General features: G+C 49.7%; 20 protein-coding genes and 1 pseudogene. 13 read left to right on the top strand and 8 right to left on the bottom strand.

From position 1 onward, the window contains the following. The 3 genes from BUA34_RS07380 to BUA34_RS07370 form a co-directional block, all read right to left on the bottom strand. On the bottom strand, positions 1-417 hold the full coding sequence (locus BUA34_RS07380; protein ID WP_072828096.1) for a hypothetical protein: 417 nt from the start codon (positions 415-417) through the stop codon (positions 1-3). 6 nt (positions 418-423) lie between these two features. Continuing rightward, positions 424-3000: a peptidase U32 family protein gene (locus BUA34_RS07375; RefSeq protein WP_072828095.1), complete on the bottom strand. Its 2577-nt coding sequence runs from the start codon at positions 2998-3000 to the stop codon at positions 424-426. A 266-nt stretch (positions 3001-3266) separates the two neighbouring features. Beyond that, positions 3267-3614 carry a hypothetical protein gene (locus BUA34_RS07370; RefSeq protein WP_072828094.1) on the bottom strand — a complete coding sequence of 116 codons (348 nt, stop codon included), beginning with the start codon at positions 3612-3614 and terminating at the stop codon, positions 3267-3269. Positions 3615-3646: 32 nt separating this feature from the next. Here BUA34_RS07370 and BUA34_RS07365 point away from each other — a divergent pair, with 32 nt between their 5' ends. Further along, on the top strand, positions 3647-3865 hold the full coding sequence (locus BUA34_RS07365; protein ID WP_072828093.1) for a hypothetical protein: 219 nt from the start codon (positions 3647-3649) through the stop codon (positions 3863-3865). A gap of 292 nt (positions 3866-4157) precedes the next feature. Next, positions 4158-4799, top strand: a complete 642-nt coding sequence (locus BUA34_RS07360; RefSeq protein WP_072828092.1) for a hypothetical protein — start codon at positions 4158-4160, stop codon at positions 4797-4799. 198 nt (positions 4800-4997) lie between these two features. Here the strand turns inward: BUA34_RS07360 and rpiA are convergent, their stop codons facing one another. Continuing rightward, the gene (gene rpiA, locus BUA34_RS07355; RefSeq protein ID WP_254794375.1) at positions 4998-5687 is read right to left on the bottom strand and encodes a ribose-5-phosphate isomerase RpiA; all 690 of its coding nucleotides are present in this window, start codon (positions 5685-5687) and stop codon (positions 4998-5000) included. After that, complete coding sequence (locus tag BUA34_RS07350; protein WP_072828090.1) at positions 5687-6316, bottom strand: FKBP-type peptidyl-prolyl cis-trans isomerase; 630 nt, start codon at positions 6314-6316, stop codon at positions 5687-5689. The genes rpiA and BUA34_RS07350 overlap by 1 nt, the downstream gene beginning before the upstream one ends. Before the next feature lie 68 nt (positions 6317-6384). Here BUA34_RS07350 and BUA34_RS07345 point away from each other — a divergent pair, with 68 nt between their 5' ends. The 7 genes and pseudogenes from BUA34_RS07345 (at position 6385) to BUA34_RS07320 (ending at position 12215) form a co-directional block, all read left to right on the top strand. Further along, positions 6385-7113: a metallophosphoesterase family protein gene (locus BUA34_RS07345; protein WP_072828089.1), complete on the top strand. Its 729-nt coding sequence runs from the start codon at positions 6385-6387 to the stop codon at positions 7111-7113. Beyond that, positions 7114-7575: a 23S rRNA (pseudouridine(1915)-N(3))-methyltransferase RlmH gene (locus tag BUA34_RS07340; protein WP_072828088.1), complete on the top strand. Its 462-nt coding sequence runs from the start codon at positions 7114-7116 to the stop codon at positions 7573-7575. A gap of 8 nt (positions 7576-7583) precedes the next feature. Next, the gene (locus BUA34_RS07335; protein WP_072828087.1) at positions 7584-8075 is read left to right on the top strand and encodes a dihydrofolate reductase; all 492 of its coding nucleotides are present in this window, start codon (positions 7584-7586) and stop codon (positions 8073-8075) included. Positions 8076-8114: 39 nt separating this feature from the next. Beyond that, positions 8115-9812 (top strand): GGDEF domain-containing protein, encoded by a 1698-nt coding sequence (locus BUA34_RS07330; RefSeq protein ID WP_072828086.1) that lies wholly within the window; start codon positions 8115-8117, stop codon positions 9810-9812. A gap of 365 nt (positions 9813-10177) precedes the next feature. Then, positions 10178-10582: pseudogene (locus BUA34_RS16260) on the top strand (MgtC/SapB family protein); the annotation flags it as partial. Positions 10583-10708: 126 nt separating this feature from the next. Then, positions 10709-11461 carry an MgtC/SapB family protein gene (locus BUA34_RS16255; protein ID WP_371555703.1) on the top strand — a complete coding sequence of 251 codons (753 nt, stop codon included), beginning with the start codon at positions 10709-10711 and terminating at the stop codon, positions 11459-11461. A 1-nt stretch (position 11462) separates the two neighbouring features. Next, a complete protein-coding gene (locus tag BUA34_RS07320; protein WP_072828084.1) occupies positions 11463-12215 on the top strand; it encodes a hydroxymethylpyrimidine/phosphomethylpyrimidine kinase in 753 nt (250 codons plus the stop codon). Positions 12216-12275: 60 nt separating this feature from the next. Here the strand turns inward: BUA34_RS07320 and typA are convergent, their stop codons facing one another. Beyond that, positions 12276-14111 (bottom strand): translational GTPase TypA, encoded by a 1836-nt coding sequence (gene typA / locus BUA34_RS07315; protein ID WP_072828083.1) that lies wholly within the window; start codon positions 14109-14111, stop codon positions 12276-12278. Positions 14112-14202: 91 nt separating this feature from the next. Between typA and ruvX the strand changes: the two genes are divergently transcribed. Both ruvX and BUA34_RS07305 read left to right on the top strand, forming a co-directional pair. Continuing rightward, positions 14203-14616: a Holliday junction resolvase RuvX gene (gene ruvX, locus BUA34_RS07310; protein ID WP_072828082.1), complete on the top strand. Its 414-nt coding sequence runs from the start codon at positions 14203-14205 to the stop codon at positions 14614-14616. 34 nt (positions 14617-14650) lie between these two features. Continuing rightward, positions 14651-15109 carry a hypothetical protein gene (locus tag BUA34_RS07305; protein ID WP_072828081.1) on the top strand — a complete coding sequence of 153 codons (459 nt, stop codon included), beginning with the start codon at positions 14651-14653 and terminating at the stop codon, positions 15107-15109. Positions 15110-15217: 108 nt separating this feature from the next. Here BUA34_RS07305 and BUA34_RS07300 read toward each other — a convergent pair whose 3' ends face one another. Both BUA34_RS07300 and BUA34_RS07295 read right to left on the bottom strand, forming a co-directional pair. Beyond that, positions 15218-16456 (bottom strand): hypothetical protein, encoded by a 1239-nt coding sequence (locus BUA34_RS07300; RefSeq protein ID WP_072828080.1) that lies wholly within the window; start codon positions 16454-16456, stop codon positions 15218-15220. Between the two features lie 123 nt (positions 16457-16579). After that, entirely contained in the window at positions 16580-17071 is a 492-nt protein-coding gene (locus BUA34_RS07295) for a peptide chain release factor family protein (RefSeq protein ID WP_072828079.1), read from the bottom strand. On the opposite strand from BUA34_RS07295, the gene BUA34_RS07290 reads away from it, so the two are divergent. Further along, the gene (locus BUA34_RS07290) at positions 17066-17785 is read left to right on the top strand and encodes a hypothetical protein (protein WP_072828078.1); all 720 of its coding nucleotides are present in this window, start codon (positions 17066-17068) and stop codon (positions 17783-17785) included. The genes BUA34_RS07295 and BUA34_RS07290 overlap by 6 nt on opposite strands. A 12-nt stretch (positions 17786-17797) precedes the next feature. Beyond that, positions 17798-18679, top strand: a complete 882-nt coding sequence (locus tag BUA34_RS07285; protein ID WP_139255897.1) for a hypothetical protein — start codon at positions 17798-17800, stop codon at positions 18677-18679. Positions 18680-18708 lie beyond the last annotated feature (29 nt).

The following is an 18708-nucleotide window of genomic DNA, read 5'->3' as shown; positions in this document are numbered from 1 at the left end:
CTACTTTGTTGTCCCTAACAATTCATTCCAAAAATTTTTGTTGGATGTTGTATCAATGTAATTGTCGCGCTGCGGATAAATTTTGCCGCTGTACACATCTATTTTAATTCGTCCGAATTTGTCGATGGTTACATCTTTTCGATGAATGTCATAGTGGTTTACTAATGTATGTACTCTATACAAATCATCGTCAATTTTCTCGATTGACTTTGCGGTGCGCATGAGTATACCTTTTGCAGATAAGATATATGCTATTAATAGAAAAAACGTAAAAAAGGCAAACGCATCATGAGCATTTTTGAAAGGGCTGTTAAAAACAACAATTGCCGTATAAGTTATTATTGAAATAAAAATTGTAGTCCATACGGCGAAAATAATCCATACGGTTTTCAGTACACCGGGCTTCAATTTTAACATAAAATATTACCCTTTTTTGCGGTCTTGCCAGACGCTTTGGTTGAACAGCTGGCCTTCGGAGAGTCCGTACTTTTCTTCGACGCCAGCTTTTGAAATGGCAGTATCGATATCGAGCTTGCCTCGGATGGCTTGCGTATAAATGTCAATTTTGCGGCGGACAGATTCGGACTCTTCATCCAAGAGTTCCAAACGGTAGCTGCTCACGTTCTGTGCGATGAGTCTTGGCAAAAGTTTGAGGGCAGATTGCGGCTTGCCAACAAAAAGCGTGTTGCGGCATTCGGCATCGGATTGCAAGAAGTGGCGTTCGCCCTTGTGGTCCAAGATTTCAACTTTATGCTGTGTGCAAATCTTTTTGCATTCGGGGAAGCGACGGCCAGTCGTGAGGGCGCGCGCGAAGGCGCAGTATTCCGAGTGGAACGCTGGCATGTATTGGTGCAGCGCAAGTTCGAGCTTGCTTCCGTCTATGTTCTTGAGCAAGTCAAAGAGCTGAGTGCTGTTGAGATCCCACGACGGGTGCAATTTTTCAAGGCCTTGAGCCAAGAGCCAATCGTAGCTTGCGCTGTTGGTGGCGTTCAGGCTGTAGTCGCCGACCATCGGGATTCCGGAATCCTTGAGGAGCGCAAGCGAACCGAGGTTACGCACCAATGCAAATTCCGGCATGAGCGTGAGAATTTGTTTGATGTAATGGTTCTCGCCGGGTTTGTGGATGCGGAGCGTGGCGATGCCTGCTTCAAAACCGATTTTGTGGATGCGTTCGAGCGGTTCGTCGTATTTGACGCCCCAGTCAAAATCCATGACGACTTTGTCGATGTCGAGACCTTGCAAAGCGTCGATTTGTTCGGGTCGGCGAACGAGAACGGTAATTGTGCGGCGGTTCTTGGGCGTGCTCGTGGTGCTGCCGGGAGTGCCCGCGACCGTGCTTGTACTGCTTGCGACGCTGTGTAGGAATGCGCGACCATTGTCCGCAGAAGGTGCAAGTTCTTTCCACTGCAAGCGTTTTTCGTCAAATGCTTGTACAGCTTCTTGACGGAGCGTGCGCAAAACTTTGCCGGGAAGGAATGCGTTTGCTGGCAATTTAATTTCGATCTTGTCGAGAACGTAAGCGGTTGCTGAAAGTCCGGAAAGTTCTTTCTTGGCAATGGCTTGGATTGCGTCGGGAGAGACTTCATTGCGAGATGCTTCGAGAACGGCGCCTTCAACGGTGACCGCGTGCGTCTCATTGGTTGAAATAGTGAGCTTGAGCGGTTCGCCAATTTTCCCTTCGAGCGTCATGCACACAGGAATGTGTTTGGCGAAACTCTTATCCGTAAAAGTCTTGTGGAGTTCTTTTTCGAGGGCGGGGGAGTCGTTGCGGTAGGCCTTCATGCCGTACGAGACTTTGCGCAAGTTGAATTCGCGACCGAATTCCAGACGAACTTGCGACTTCCCGACGTTCCCGCGTACGTTTTCCCTTGCGCTCCCGGCGCATCTCGAATTATGCGCCGATGCTGCACTCCATGTAGCCTTGTATAGTCGGCTTCCCGTTTGGCGCGGCTCGGGCTCTGCCCTATATTCCTCAAATAAAATCCCGTCGCCCGGCAATAAAGTGCAAGGAACAGGCTTGTCTTCAAGTTCTACAATCACGCCGTTGCGGTCCACTTGAACGACGGTTCCGATAAATTCACCATGATGGTTCGAGAACGATCCGTCGACGAGTTCCTGATGGTTCACGCCATCGAGCCAACCTGTGTTGAGGCCGCGGGAGAACAATACTTCAAGCGGTTCCAAGTCCTGCGCAGTTAGGCGATTTTTTTCCAGCGCCTTGTGGTAGGCGTGCGAAACGGCGGCTACATATTCCGGGCTTTTCAAACGCCCTTCGACCTTGAGCGATTCCACGCCGATTTCCCTAAGTTCTTCAAGCTTCGGGAGCGCACACAGGTCTCGCGTGCTGAACAAGTAACGGGCCTTCGGGTCTTTCCATTCCTTGCCGTCCACAAAAATGCGGTAGGGAAGGCGGCAGCTTTGGGCGCACTGCCCGCGGTTTGCCGAGCGCCCGCCAAAGTTTTCGCTGGTAAGGCACTGGCCCGAGTACGAGACGCATAATGCCCCGTGGATGAAAACTTCCAGTTCCAAGTCGGTGAGGCTCTTGATTTGCGCAATTTGTTTTGCCGAAAGTTCGCGAGCCAAGACCGCTCTTGAAAATCCGATGTCCTTGACCAAGTTCACGGCTTCGGAACTCGCGAGCGTCATTTGCGTGCTCGCGTGGATTTCCTGTTCTGGGCTAATCGCCTTGATGAGCCTTGCAAGCCCGATGTCCTGGATAATGAACGCGTCCGGCTTTAACGCAATCAAGCGTTCCAAAAATTCCGGCAACTCCTGAATTTCGCGCTCGAAGATGAGGATGTTCATCGCAAGGTATGTCTTTACGCCGCGAAGCCTTGCGTAGCGGATCATTTCTTCGACATCTTCAAATGAAAAATCTTCGGTTCGACCGCGTGCGTTCCAATGGGGCACACCATAGTAAACCGCATCCGCCCCGTTGTTGATGGCGGATTCCAGCATGTCGCGCGTACCGACAGGCAAAAGAAGTTCAGGATTGTTCATACCCGCAAAAATAGAATTTATTGAATGACTTTAAAAAAGTCTGAAGAATAACTTTAAAAAAGTACGTCATGCGGGCGGGGCCCCAGCTCGGAAAAATCTAAAACCCATCCTGGCGCAAGCGCCAACCTTACGGCTCGACCATGACCATACAAGTATGGTCGCGGCACTCGCCTTTAAAGGTTGTGGCCGACGCTTTTATTCTCTCGACGAAATTATATGCGTTACAATTGTTTTTTTGTCACGCTGTTTTCATTAGGAAATGTTAATTAAATGTCTTCTAGCTTGTAGCCGAATTGCACAATGGCGCCGGTATTGGCTTCGCGGAAAATGCGCAAGTGGGCGAGTCCTTCGAGTATGGCGTTGTCGAGCGTGTCTTGGTTTTGTGCCGCATCGTTCCCAAGTTCAATTGTCGGTATGTCCATCGAACCTTTGTAACCCTCGTGGATGACTTTCACGTAAGTGTATTCCGGATCCATCTCAAGGATGGCTTCGTGAATATGCTTGTCGTTATAGCCCGGATCGCTCTCGAATGATTGCTCGGAACGGCTGCGGATCGTAAGAGAACCGCAATAGCCATCCTGTTTAAATTTCAACCATTTTTGTCCGACTGTCATAATTCCTTCAAAAAATAATCTAATTTTGCGATATGTTCAAGAAATCCCTTATTTTGTCGTCTTTAGTTTGCATTTCAATGTTTGGTTTCTCGGGCTGCTCCAACCAGGAGGCTGAGTTTAAAATTGCAACACTTACGGAAGAAAACTCCCGTCTGGCACGTCAAGTCCAAGTTCTCAAGGCTACTTTGGATTCATTGAACGCCCATAACCAGGCGATGGAACATTCCCTCAAGTCCTTGGACATGAAATAAGAGAACCTTTGGGCGCATGTGCTCAAAAAAACATACAATTTTCTCTCATTTTCTTACAATAAACCGATTTTCTGCAAGAAAAATTTGTTAAATTTGCGCTCGTGACTGGCCCCGGTTTGTCGCCACGGCGAAAACCATATTTGCTTCCCACGTGAAGCCCCGCGACCGTCAAGTCTCCAAGGAGGCGCTAGTAAGATGGTCTTTAATTAACCCACACATTCCAGTCACCCCGCCTGCAGGTTATTTTCCAGCCTGCTCGTGTGGTTCAACCCTTACTTTATGAGGTGCCCGAATGGAATACATCGCTCTCGCACTTTCACTTGTTGCAGTGATTTTGTGCATTGTTATCCTGACTAAGGTGAACAAACTCCTTACCATGCTTCGTACCCCGATTTTCAAGAAGCTCACCCCGGACATGAACTTGAAGCCGTCCGCTCGTCGCCCGATCAGCGCACAGGAAATGGCTCAGCGCGGTGAACGCAATAACAAGGAAAATCGTCAGAACAAGGAACGTCCGGCTAACAACAATAATAAGGATAATCGCAACCAGCAGGCTGCTCAGGCTCCTGCAACACGCGATCGCAACGAACAACATCAGCGTCCGGAACGTGGCCCGCGCCGCGAACGCCGTCCGGAACGCCCGCATCGTGAAGCTAACGCTGAAGCTCCTGCTGCTTCTGCTGAACAGGCTGCTGCTCCGGTCGCTCCGGTTGCACCGGCTGCTGAAGCCCCGGTCGCCGAAGCTCGTCGTCCGCTCGCTCCGCGTATTCCGGTTGAAACTCCGGCTGCTCCGGCTGTCGAAGCAGCCCCGGTCGCACCGGTTGCTGAAGCTCCGGCTGAAGCTGCTGCTGAAACCGTTTTTGATCCGTCCAAGGTCCGCTATGGCCGCCGCAACGTGATCAAGAAGGCTCCGGAACTCTCCGAAGAAGCTTAATTCTCACGAGAATTGCTATTTGCAAAAAAATCCCCAGTCCATTCGGATTGGGGATTTTTTATAAAGACAAAATAATAAAAAACAAACCCCATCGTTTGATGGGGCTTTGTTTTGTGCGACACCAAATTGCGGCGCGGTTCTTGTTACAGTTGATGCTTTTTCAACCGGCGGCGCAGTCTTATTGCATTGACGCGATTTTTAGAATTCGATGAGTCCCTTAGCTTCGTCAGCGAGGATGACCTTCGTTGCCATACCGATGAACAAGCCGTGTCCAACGATACCCACGATGTGTTCGAGGTCGCGGGCTAGCTTGTCCGGGTCTGCAATGGGAGCGAACTTCGCATCGGCGATGAGGTTGCCAGAATCGCTAATCACCGGACCGTCCTTGCCTGGAGCGCCCATGCGAACCTTGACTTCGCCACCGAGCTTTTTCACGCGTTCGGTTACGACGGCGATGGCGCCCGGGATGATTTCGAGAGGGACGGCAAACTTGGTGCCGAGCTGCTGCACGGCCTTGCCGCTATCTGCGATGATCACATAGTTGTCCGTCATGGAGGCAACAATCTTTTCGAGAAGGTGTGCTGCACCGCGGCCCTTGATGAGGTTACGGTTCGGGTCGATTTCGTCGGCGCCGTCGATAACCATGTCGAGATGGCTGACTTCGCCCATTTCCTTGAGCGGGATGCCAAGGCTACGGCATTGGAGTGTCGTGCTCCAGCTGGTCGAAACGCCCGTCACATGGATGCCTTCAGTCTTGATGCGTTCGGCAAGGCGGTTCACCATGTGAGCTGCCGTGCTGCCAGTGCCGAGACCGACAATCATTCCGTCCTTGATCATGTCTGCGGCGCGAACGCCTGCAGCCTTCTTGAGTTCGTCCATCGATGCCATTAGCGCCATCTCCTTTCGTTTGAATCAAAATTGTCGTCGCCCATGCGATTGTCGTAACTGTCGTAGTTATCGTAGCCGTCGTAATCATCTTCGTCCGGGAATCCGGATTCCTGTTCGGTAAAGCTTGCTTCTACGATGTCTACAACTTCGACGTTGAATGTCAAATTCTTGCCTGCAAACGGGTGGTTCCCATCTACAATTACAGTGTCTTCGAGAATTTCCTTGATGGTGTAAATGCCATCGCATTGTTCGTCGTCATCGTCCAAGTTGAGGTCGTTCACGAATTCTTCGGCGGTATCCGGCAATTGGAACTCACGGATATCATTGTCTTGGAACATTTCGAGCTCCATGCCAATCCAGAGTTCTCCGACTTCGCTGAGTTCTTCCTTGGGAACTGTAAGAATGAGGTCCTGGCGGTATTCACCATAACCCAAATTTGCAGGAATGTTCACGGTGAACTTTTCACCCAGACGGCGTCCCGCCAGTGCGTCTTCGAGTCCAGGAATGATGTTATTGTATCCGTGGATGTACACGAACGGGTGGGAGGCGGGGACTTCTTCAAGAATCCTTTTGCCTTCTCTGAGGGTGTAGGCTATGCTCACCTTCATCTTGTCTTGAATGACTACCATACACCGCAAATGTAGTAAATTTGCCTAATTTCGCCACTTATATTAAATTGTTTTTCTAAATTGCAAGTATGCTTTACGGTATTTGTTCTGATATCCATTCCAATGCCACCGCGTTTAAGGCCGTTTTGGAGTCGATGCGCGATAATGGCGTGGAACGGAAGGTTTGCCTTGGGGATATTGTTGGTTATGGTGTCGATACGGATGAATGTGTCGACTTAGTTCGTGAAAACATGGATTTTTGCCTGATCGGGAACCACGACAGCGTGGCGGTCAAGAACGAATCGAGCGAGGGGTTCAACCCTTATGCAAAACAGGCAATTGAATGGACACAAAAGCATCTGTCCAAGGAATCCATTTCGTATATCCGTTCGCTTCCGTACATTCACGAAGAAAATGATATTTGCTTTGTGCATGCGTCTCCGCTATCTCCGGCAGATTGGGTCTATGTGACCGACCTCGAAGATGCGTTGAACGCCTTTGACCATTTCTCGGAACGTTACTGTTTTGTGGGTCATACGCACAGCCCTGTCATTATTGCTAGCCGTCCTTTGGCAATTCCAAAAATTCTCGACGAGTACGAATACGTGATAGCCAATACCGAACGCCTGTTGGTGAACGTCGGTAGTGTGGGGCAACCCCGCGACCGCGACCCGCGTGCCTGCTGGTGCATGCTCGACACCGAGACCAAGTGCGTGCGACTCATCCGCGTGGATTACGATATCCGTGAAACGCAAAACCGCATGAAAAAGCAGGGGATGCCCTCGTTTTTGATTGATCGACTATCGGTGGGGCGTTAAATGAAATGGGTGTTGGCGGTGTTTGGCAAGGCTGGCTCTCCGTTAATTGCGGAAGAGGTTGAAAAGTACGTGAAGCGTTTGCGCGGTTCTGCAAAGCCGCTTGAAGTGGTGGAGCTCAAGGAATCCAAGCTGGACGACCATGCCCAGGCGCTCGCTCAAGAGGCCGCGCTGTTTGAGAAAAAGTTCCCGCGCAACGAGTTCCGCCGCGTGATTCTTTCCGAAGAAGGCAAACTCTTTGACACTGTAAAGCTTGCCGATACGCTTTCGGCCCGTTTCCCTGGAAATATCGTGTTCTTGATTGGCTCGGCGTACGGTATCGATGAAAACTTGAAAAAGTCCGCGGACTTGCTTTTGAGCCTTTCTCCATTGACATTTACCCACGATCACGCTCGGATGATTACGGCAGAGCAACTCTACCGCGTCCAGATGGTCATGCAAAATCACCCGTATCATCACAGGTAGTTGGCCTTATGTTGATTTCCGCAATTGTAGCTGTTTCAGAAAACAATGTCATCGGGCGCGATGGACACTTGCCGTGGCACCTGTCTGCCGACCTCAAGCGCTTCAAGGCGATTACCACGGGGCATGCCATTATTCTTGGTCGCAAGAATTACGATGATATCGGACGTCCGCTCCCGAACCGCACGAACTACGTGCTCACCCGCAACAAGGACTTTCAGGCTCCGGGCTGCATTGTCTGTTCTTCGCTCGGTGAAGCTATCGAGGCTGCCCGCGCTGCAGGCGAGACGGAATGTTTTATCATTGGCGGTGCTGCTGTTTATCGCGAGGCGATGCCTCTGGTCGAAAAACTCTATTTGACTAGAGTCCTGTCGCACGTGGAAGGTGATGTTTACTTCCCGGAATGGAACGATAAGTTCCAGAAAGAGAGCGAAGAATCGTTCCCGGCAGACGAAAAAAACGACTTTCCGACGGCCTTTGAAATTTGGGTACGAAAAAAATAAGGTTCCATAGCCCCTAGAATTACTTATTATATAACTGAGATGTTGTTGAGGAATGGAAAGAGACTTTTAAAACTGCTAGTGGCGGCTTTTGCCGCTCTGGTCGTTTTATTCTTTGTAGTCAGCTTTGATGGTGCGTGCCGTCATGGCCTGTGCGACAATGTCATTAAGCTTAACGATGGATGGTCTATTTCATTTTCTGATGTCCATCTCCCGGCTTTGGAACATGTCTCCGATTTTCGCGTCCCCTCGAATATTCAACCGGGCGATACGATTATCTATGAACGAGACATGAGTGGCGATTCAATCCCATTGGCGACGACACTTCGATTCCATGCTTACCATGTGGCCGTGGCTGTTTATGTAGACAGTGTCTGTTATTATCGATATGGCTTTGATCGCTTTGAAAAAGGCAATTTGGTGGGTAGCGGTATCCATAATGTGAACATGCCTGCGCACCTTGAACGCCATAAAATTCGCGTGGTAACTATAGTTACAGAAAGTGCAGCCGCAAAATCTGTAGCCTCCATTGAACTTTTACGTTCGGGCAGCATGACGGACTATTTTGCGAAAAATTCCGAATCCATTGTCATTGGCATTTTCCTCATGTTTTTCGGGATGATAGCCTTTGTGACGGGGGCTTGCGCTGTCGGGTTTGACAGGGCTTATTACCGCCTTATTTTGATTGGTGTGTTTGCGTTCTTGATGGGGCTTTGGACTCTGAACTATGCAAAGGGTATCCAAATTTTCTCCATGAACTACGCTCTGGATACAACGCTAGAGTACGTCTCGCTTTATCTTTCGGCAATCCCGTTTGGACTTCTGATCATCAATATGCGCTCGGGTAAGATTGCAAATTGGAAACTGAATGTGCTTAAGGGAATTGTTACTTTGGGCGCGGTGTTCTTTGTCGTGACGACTATTTTGCATTTCACGAATATTGCGCACTACCCGAAGTATTTGGTTGTTTACCACATTTACATTCTCGTATCGTTCCTGTTCATGGTGTTTTTCAAGGTCTTTTATGATCGTGGTGCCGGTTTGCAAGAAAAAATCCTCACTTCGGGAACGGTTGTCTTTGTCTTGTTTGGAATTGCGGATATTTTCCGTTACAACATCCAGAACCTGTTTGGAATGGAAAAGTCGTTCTTGGATTCAACCTGCTTGCCGTTTGGAACGCTGTTGTTTATTATCCTTTTGATGGTGGGCTATCTCGTCTACATGTACGAAGAACTGATGGACAAGACCGAAAAAGAAGTCCTCCGCCAGATTGCTTACAGGGATGCTTTGACCGGCATTTATAACCGTGCTAAGTGCGAACACATTTTTGAAGTCCTGAATCGCGACGACAACGATTACGCTATTGTTAGTATCGATGTCAATGGGCTTAAGTATGTGAATGACACGTTTGGACATTCTGCAGGCGATAAGCTCTTGTGCGCCTTTGCCGATGTGTTCAAGAATGCGTTTAATGGCATCGGAACGACAATCCGCATGGGCGGTGACGAATTTGTGGCTATTGTTCGAGCTGAACACCTTTCTGACCTGAATACCGCCTTAAAGACGATGGTCCTTCTGGAAAAAGATGCCAAGTTGCCGATCGCGGTTACGCTGAATGTTGCTTACGGTTACTCTGTACGCCGCCGTGGTGACGCAGTGACTGCAATGGACGTTTATCGCATGGCCGATGCCAACATGTACGCCATGAAACTCGCCTCCAAGCAACAGCGAATCGCGTAGGTGAGTTACTAGTTACTAGCATGTCACCCCGTACTTGTTACGGGGTCGACTTTTTTATACGAGAAGGCGATGCCGTCCCCATACGTGGATCATGACCACGTAAGAACTAGTTGCATTCAAGGCGAGTGTCGCAACAGGCTGCTTGCAGACTGTCATGATTGAGCCGAAGATGCTGACGCAAAGCGTCAAAGTTCTAAGTGGTCAAAGAGAACGGAGTCCGGCATGACAAGCCATCGTCATTGCGAGCGGAGCGAAGCAATCTATTCTGTAATGTGTATGGATTCCCTCCTTCGCGGTGCACAGTCGAGAATGACAGTTCTAAAAACTAATAACTCATAACCAATTTTTTGATTAGATTTTGGATTATGATAGAATTCAATATCTTTTATAAGCTTGCGGCCGCGCTGGGAATCGGCTTCATTATCGGTTTGCAGCGTGAAAATTCGTATTCCCGCAATAATTCACGGCACCCTGCTGGGCTTTGCTCGTTTTCGATTGTGAGCCTTTGTGGCGCCTTGTCTTGTTATTTGGGCGAATTGATGGGTTCTATAGTTCCTTTTGTGACGGGACTTATTGTAGTCGGACTTTTGCTTGTGGCAAGTCATGTGGCGTACGGCCTTTCGAATCGTGAAAATGGCGGGCCCGCTGGCGTTACGACGAGTGCGGCTCTCATCATGATTTATTTCCTGGGGGCACTTTGCTGGTTCAATCGCCTTTTAGAAGCTTGTATCCTCATGATTGCGCTCTTGTGGCTATTGGCGGTAAAGCGGCAGCTCCATGAATTCGCAAAGAAGCTTTCGACAGAAGATATCATGGCAACGGTCAAGTTTGCGGTGATTTCTCTGTTGATTTTGCCATTCTTGCCGAACCATGCTTATGGCCCCGCAGGGCTAGAGGTGCTGAACCCGCATACGATTTGGCTTTTTGTGGTGTTCATTTCGGGCATTGGCTTTGTGGGCTATGTGCTCATTAAGGTTGTTGGGCCGGGCAAGGGTATTTGGCTTACGGGCCTCTTGGGTGGACTTGCGAGCAGTACCGCGCTTACGCTGAACCTGGCGGGGCGCAGCTGCGACAACGAACAGTATGCGGCCGATTTTACGCTCGGCATTGTGCTCAGCTGGTCGGTGATGTATGCGAGACTATACCTCATTTGCATATTCCTGATGCCCTCTCTTGCGCTCCCGTTACTTGCGCCTCTCCTTGTGCCTGTGGTGCCGGGACTTGGGTATGCGGCGTACCTGAAACTCCGTGAATCTAAGGATCATCGCCAGAAGACAACCGATTTTAATAACCCGTTCAAGTTGCTACCGGCAATCAAGTTTGGCTTGGTCTTTACGGTGGTCATGTTCATCGCCAATGCGGCTCACGCTTATTTTGGCTCGGGTGCGTTGATGATTTGTAGCTTCTTGGGCGGTGCTGCTGAGATGGATGCGGTGGCGTTTTCGCTCATCGACATGTGCCGAAAGGCGACTCTTGAACACCACAACTTGATCTTGGCACTTCTTTTTGCGAGCCTTGCCAATACGCTTACCAAGGGCTGCATGGTGTATTTCCTTGGGGCAAAGTCCATGCGCCGCCCGATTCTCCCGGCGGTGGGGCTTATCTGCGGCGTGTCTGTAGTGATGATTGGAATTTATTCGGTGGTATAAAATGTCTGAAAAAATGAAATTTGCATTGACAATCGCTGGCTTCGATGGCTCTGCAGGTGCTGGTATTTTAGCCGATGTCAAGGCTATGGCGCACTTTGGAGTTTATTGCGAAGCCGTATGTACAGCGCTCACGCAACAGAATGAAGATGAATTTGTGGCTCCTGGCTGGGTGATTTGGGAACGCATCGAAGCGCAACTAGAAACCTTGTTTGCCAAGCGCAAGTTCAAGTTCGTGAAAATCGGACTTGTCGAAAAAGCGAAAGTCCTTAAGCGTATTGTGGAATTTGTGCGTGCAAAATCTCCGGACGCCTACATTATTTGGGATCCAATTGCAAGTGCTTCTGCGGGGTTTCATTTTTTGCGCGCCGCAGAACAAGACAAGTTTATGCCCGTGATGAAGCAGATTGACTTGGTAACTCCGAATCAAGATGAATTTGGCTTTTTGGGGCTCGGGCTTGCGGCTTCTCGTGGAACGTTTGAACTCGGGAAGGATTTTGCCTTGCTTTTGAAGGGAGGTCACTCTCGGGGGAAGGATGCTGTCGATATCCTTTGGGATAGGGACGGCAAACAGTACAAGTTCTCTAGCCTGCGTTTGCCGGGAAAGGGTAAACATGGCACTGGTTGCCACTTGTCTTCGGCTATTTTGGCGAATCTCGCGATTGGCCATACGCTCCCGGAATCTTGCCAAATTGCGAAGGATTACCTCACCGAGCTATTGCAAAGTGGCGAGGGGCGATTGGCTAAAGACTTTTAAGTTGTAAAAAAAATCCCGGCCGTGATGGTCGGGATTTTTGCAAACTGCGCGAAGCGCGAATTAATCGTCGTCTTCAGCTGGCTTCTTGGACATCTGCTTACGCTTGATCGGGTCGAGCTCGGTCTTGCGGATGCGGAGCACTTCCGGAGTGACTTCGATGCATTCGTCTTCATTGATGAAGGTGACGCATTCTTCCAAAGTCATGCGGCGGTACGGCGTGAGCTGGATCATGTCGTCTGCGGACTTCGAACGCATGTTGGTGAGGTGCTTGCCCTTCGTGACGTTCACGGTGATATCGACGTCGCGGTTGTGTTCACCCACGATCATGCCCGGATAAACTTCGGCACCCGGACCGATGATGAGGTAGCCACGATCTTCCAAGTTAGAGAGAGCGTAGCTTGCAGCTTCGCCCGGTTCCTTGGCGATGAGTACACCGTTGATACGAGACGGAATTTCTCCCTTGTACGGCTGGTATTCCTTGAAGAAGGACTGCGTCACGGCATAACCCTTCGAGAGCGAGAGAAGCTTCGGACGGATGCCGATAAGGCCACGTGACGGAACGATGAATTCGAGCTGTACGCGGTCGTTTTCGTCGGTGGTCATGTTGACCATTTCGCCCTTGCGCTGCTGGATTTCCTGGATGCAGGCGCCGCTGAATTCGTTCGGAACTTCGACCTTGAAGTCTTCGACCGGTTCCAAAAGCTTGCCGCTTTCGTCTTTCTGGAAAATGACCTGCGGAGAACCGATGGTGAATTCATAAAGTTCACGGCGCATGTTTTCGACGAGAATCGTGAGGTGCAAAATGCCACGGCCAGAAACCTTGAACGTAGATGCACCTTCGGCCTTTTCGACGAGGAGGGCGGGGTCAGCCATGTGGGCACGTTCCAAACGTTCCTGGAGCTGGTTACCCGTCATGAACTTTCCACCGTATTTGCCGGCGAGCGGCGAAGTGTTCACGGTGAAGAGCATAGAAATTGTCGGCGGGTCAATGTGAATACGCGGCAAGTGAACTGGATTGTTCGTAGAAGAAAGCGTATCACCGATATCGAAGTAGTCAAGACCTGCGATGAGGATGATTTCGCCCGGACCAGCTTCTTCTATCGGCTTCGGGGTAAGGCCTTCGTAGCGGAGGAGCTTTTGCGGACGGACGTTCTTGACGGTTCCGTCGGGGAATGCCTGAGCGTAGGTCTGGTTCGGCTTGAACACGCCCTGCTGCACGCGACCCACAGCCAAACGACCCAAGAAGCTGGAGTATTCGAGGGAGGCAATCTGGAGGAGCGGTTCTGCATTCGGATCGCCCTTCGGAGCCGGAATACGTTCGATAATCTTGTCCATCAAGATGCTGAAGTCGCCATCCGGGTCTTCAAGTTCGGCGCGGCAAATGCCCTTACGGCCACTGCCAAAAACTCTGTCGAAATCGAGCTGTTCTTCGGTAGCATCGAGTTCGCAGAACAAGTCAAAGACCTTGTCCAAAGCGAGGAGCGGGTTGCAGCCGTCGCGGTCGATCTTGTTCACGACGATAATCGGGGTAAGTCCGAGTTCCAAAGCCTTCTTCGTCACGAAGCGGGTCTGGGCCATGGGGCCTTCGAATGCGTCAACGACCAGAAGAACGCCATCGACTGTACCCAAAACGCGTTCCACCTGGCCACCGAAGTCAGCATGCCCCGGGGTATCGACGATGTTCACGCGGTATCCCTTGTACATCACGCTCGTGTTCTTGGAGAGGATGGTAATGCCGCGTTCGCGTTCGAGGTTGTCGGAGTCCATCACGCGGTCCACGATTTCTTCACCTTCATGGAAGGTACCGCACTGTTTGAGGAGCTGGTTCACCAGGGTAGTTTTACCGTGGTCAACGTGGGCGATGATGGCAACGTTTCTGATTTTTGATTGATCCATATTTTACCGTTTGGCTTTAATTTTCGGCGCAAAGATAGAAAAATGAGTGGAAAATTGCAATATTTAGCGCTCGTATTCTATATTTAGAGGCGTGAATTACTTGGCTTTGGATTACGGAGAGCATCGCGTTGGGGTCGCTTTTGGCGATTCCGAGCTCAAAATGGCGTTTTCGCGCGAGACGATAGACCAAAAAACGACCAACCTGTTCGAACGGTTGGATCAATTGGTGAAAATCAACAAAATCGATGAATTTGTAGTCGGGATGCCCTACCACCCGGATGGCCGCAAGGACGGAAAGAACGTGGTGGTGGAGGCTTTTATCAAGGATTTGGCACTGCGATTCCCGGGAATGAAAATCCATACGCAGGATGAATCGTACTCCAGCGTGCAGGCGCAGGAGTTCACCTCGTACATGAGCAAAAAGAAAAAGCAGAAGAACAAGGCTATTATCGACCGCACCGCTGCCGCTATCATACTCCAGCGCTGGTTCGACGAGAACCCCTAAAACGTAATACCCAACTTTTTACTATATTTACAACATGGCTAAAGAATTAGATAATTTCGATGATGAAGAAATGGACGAAGCCAACGGTGCGATGCTTGATGCATTGAACGCCGAAGAAAACTTTGTTCCGCAAGTTCGTGACTATAGCGATCGTCGCATCCTTATCTGGGAAGAAGACGATGTCCGCCGTGAAGCATGCCTCGAAGTCCTTTCGGACTTGCTCGTCGGTGCTTATATCAAGACCGTCAAGACCGAAGAAGAAGCTTTGCAGCAGCTCGAAGAAGACGATTGGGACACGTTCGTCGTAGACTTCTACACCGAAGGTGTTTCTGTAAGCGACTTCATCAAGCGTGTGAACAACTATCCGGGTTCTATCCTGGTGGCAATTGCCATGGCTCCGCTTACACTCCCCGAAGAACGCGAACCTGCCAAGGCCGAAAACTTGCGCCGCTTGTTCGACATCGAACGCGCCAGCTCTCAGATTCACGCATAAGCATTGTCATGCCTGCCGCTTCGCACTCGTCATCCTGAGCGAAGTGCGTAGCACGAAGTCGAAGGATCTCTAAAAGACGACCGCCCCGAAAGGACGGCCGCTTTTTTTTTAATTCCCGCAGGCTGTGATGCTTCCCGGTGTCGGTACGCCCGTGCACCAAGAATCGGGTTCATTGCGTTTGTTCCAAAGCTCGATGTTTAGTTGGGTACTCTTGCGGATAGTTGCCGAAGAAGAACCTAAGGGGAGTGGCGTAACGTGGAGCGAATCTGCCTTACCATAATAGAGCGAGTCGAGTACGGCTCCATCGCATTGCAGCACTAGTGAACCGTATGTCTTGCCGAATTCGGGCATCTTCTCGTTGTACACGTACATGCCCGAAACGTCCGCTTTTTCGCGGTCTCCGATGACGAGCACTTCGTTTGGCGGGAGTGCGATTGCTCCGATTTCCGAAGCGTCGCTTTGGCTTGATTTTCCGAATGAGCATTTGTCCAAAACGAGAGTGTCCGTGCTGCCGTTGTAGAATTCTACGAAGTTGAACTGAGAAGAATCGTTCGCGTTTGCGATTATGAAAAATTCGTTTACGATCAAGTCATTTGCTGCCGGTGCACGTTTTGTTGCAGGGAGCTTGAATGTCACCTGCAAATTCACGTCATTCGCAAGTTCAATGGCTAGGGCGATTTTGCTGCGGAGCGATTCAATTTGAAAGTTCGGAATGGGCGTGTTCTCGTTGAGTGTAAAATCGTCTTCCAAACTAAAAATGTTCTTTCCGTTCTCGTCTTGCATCGTAAGGGTGATGTGGTACTCGCGGTTGAGCTTAAGGCCGTCACTAGTGAACGTGACGTTGTCGGAATCGAACGACATGGGGAAGGTGTACGATTCGTCTTTGCTCGTGAGTTTCATTTCGCCTTTCTTGATGCCGGCAGGGTTGCCAAAGCCGATTGGAATTTTGACGTAGACGAACCCGACAATGGCATGCATGGGAATCTTCAGATTCACGGCACTTCCAGCTTCGAGTGCGGTGGTGACTTCGCCTTCTTGCATCAACGTGCCGTTTGCGTAAAGCTTTGCTTTGAACACCCATTCGTCGCTTGGGAAAAGGTCAAGACTGAACGATTTCTTTTCGACGGAATGGACAAAATGAAGCGTATCCGGACCGTAGCAGTCGAGCACAAGGCTGTCGAGTAACGGCGTTTCGGAGTAGTCCAAGCTGAGCGCAATGTTGGCCGGTGTACCGAGTTGTATAGATTCGTCTACTTGCGATGAATCGCTGGAGCAGTTCCACAAGGCAAGAGCGGTGAGAGTTGTAGCCGCATAACGGCAGACGTGTTTTTTGAATGTAGGACTCATATAACCTCCTGATATTTGGGTGGTCCTACTTCTTTAACACGCGTTTTTCAGGTGCTTGTACTAAAGAAATTGTGTAAAATTTCCTAAACAGGAGGTTCTTTCCTTGTCCTGTCCGCCATTTCTTTACAAATGCAATTTACTCTTCCCGTTTTCGACGCGGTTGCCTTGCAATTTGGCAGCGCAAGCTTTGTCTTGCCTGAGAATTTTCACGAGAGCACTCGGGCTAAGCCCGAACGCCGCGGCTGCGGCCTTTGTATCGCCATTCTTTGTCGCCATGATGTCAAAGACATGGGCGACAAACAGCGGAAACTGCGGATTGCTTGGCTGGATATGCCCGTTGCTGCCCGGAAACTTCATTTCGACTGCCGGAGGTTCTTCGCGGACATTTAATGCGAGCGCCATTTGCATGCGGTGTAGGGCGTGAATTTTGTTCTCTTTCGCGCTCCTGCTTTCGGAAGACTTTATTTCTAAATTATATTGTTGTAACGTGAGATGAATGCCGGTATTGGTCTTGTTTCTGTGCTGACCGCCGGGGCCACTGCCTTGAAATCCTTTCAAGGAGCAGGCTCGTAAAAGTTCATCCAAGTTCATTTTCAGGTAGGTATCGCGATGCATGTGCTGAAAAATAAAATAGTTCTTGCTCTTTTGGTAAGTGCTTTTGCTTTTATGGCGGGTTGCGCCGGTTCTTCTGGCGGCACGCCTCAGGAATCAACCGAAACGGCAGCTGTCCGTGATGCAAAGGTCAAAGCTCAGGAATCCCAAAAGCTCGTCATGCTCGAAGAGATGTATGAACTGTTCAAGTCCTCGGTCAAAAACCGCGCCCCGCACGATATCTTGCTCGATTTCTTGACGGATCCTTCGGAAGATTGGCTTAATGAACTCGAAAGTCATGCCAAGACCTACGATGCCGCCGCCATGGATACATGCCAGTTCTATGAGGCTTATGCCATCGTGCTTTACCGCCTTTTTGAGCGTGAACATCTTTGGGAAGTTACCGATTACCGCATGCTCTATTTGCTCCTTTACAATAGCGGATTCTTGGATTTGGTGGATCGCGTGAACATGGGCCCGTTCGAAGTCAAGAACGACCGCGGAAGTGTTGGCCTTGCCTCTAGCCCGAAGGTGCCGATAATGCTGTTTACTTGGGATGATACCAAGTGGAAACTCGACCTTATCGAAACGTTGCCGCTCATCACGAAGGGTATTGAAGCGACTGCCGCCAAGAAAAACTGGACTGGCGCAAAGCTTGCTCTTTACTGGCTCGATAAGAAATACCACTTGCAGTATTCTCGTCTCGATGAATCGCTCTTTGAACCGATTGGATTTTAACGGGTGATGAATATGAAATTTGTACGTAGCCTCGTGGCCGTTTGTGCGTTCTCGACGCTTTTGACCGTGAGTTCGTGGGCCGCTCCTGCTTCAAAGTCCGCCGTTACGAATAAAATTTATGGCGCGGTCGAAGCTAAGGATGGTTTTGCTGGCGGTCGACTCTTTGATGTCCTTGATTCCGTTGGTGGCACTGGAACGTGGATGGAATGGGATGTGAATGGTGTTCGTGACCCTTCTTTGATGAAGGTTCTCGACCCGGTTTTGAATTCCCCGAACAAGCCCAAGATGGTTTGGCTTATCACTGAACGCGAAAAGCCATTGCTCTCGGTGCTTTTGCCGAAGGGACAAGGTGAAATACTTGTTTTTTACGAACTGAGTTCCCTTGATGCCAAGCCGGTGCAGCTGAAACTCAACAAGGTCCTTACGCCCGATGTCGTATTTAGGGATTACAAACAAATTTCTGAAACTCAGTTTGAACATCTTGACCGCTCGAACTTGAAAATTTCGGCATCGGACAAGTTAATCCGATTCAGCTATGATAACCCCGATAATACACCGCTCCGCTACGATCCTGATTTTGCCACAAAGACAATTGTCGAAAAACATGCCGAAGTCAACGATTATCTGGGCTTTTTGAAGTATGAATATTCGTTGATGCTCCGTGCATTTGTCCAATCGACTCGTGGTATTTTCAACTGGCAACCTTGGCATTGGTACATGGACAAGTGGAACCAGAAATACATGATTTCTGCCAAGGAAATCGAGATGATTCTTTCCAAAGGTGTTCGTCCCGACTATATTACCGTCTTTAAGGCCAAGGCTTCGGGCGGTGAAATTGTCGAAATGCGCACAACAGGGAATGGATTTCTCGAAATGGTCATTACAAGACCTTAGTACTACATTTAAATGGTGATAGTTTTCTA

It is taken from the genome of Fibrobacter sp. UWB12 (genome assembly GCF_900142485.1).
Lineage (GTDB): Bacteria > Fibrobacterota > Fibrobacteria > Fibrobacterales > Fibrobacteraceae > Fibrobacter.
The sequence above is the reverse complement of the archived record's forward strand: the minus strand, read 5'-3'. Positions and strand labels throughout refer to the sequence as shown.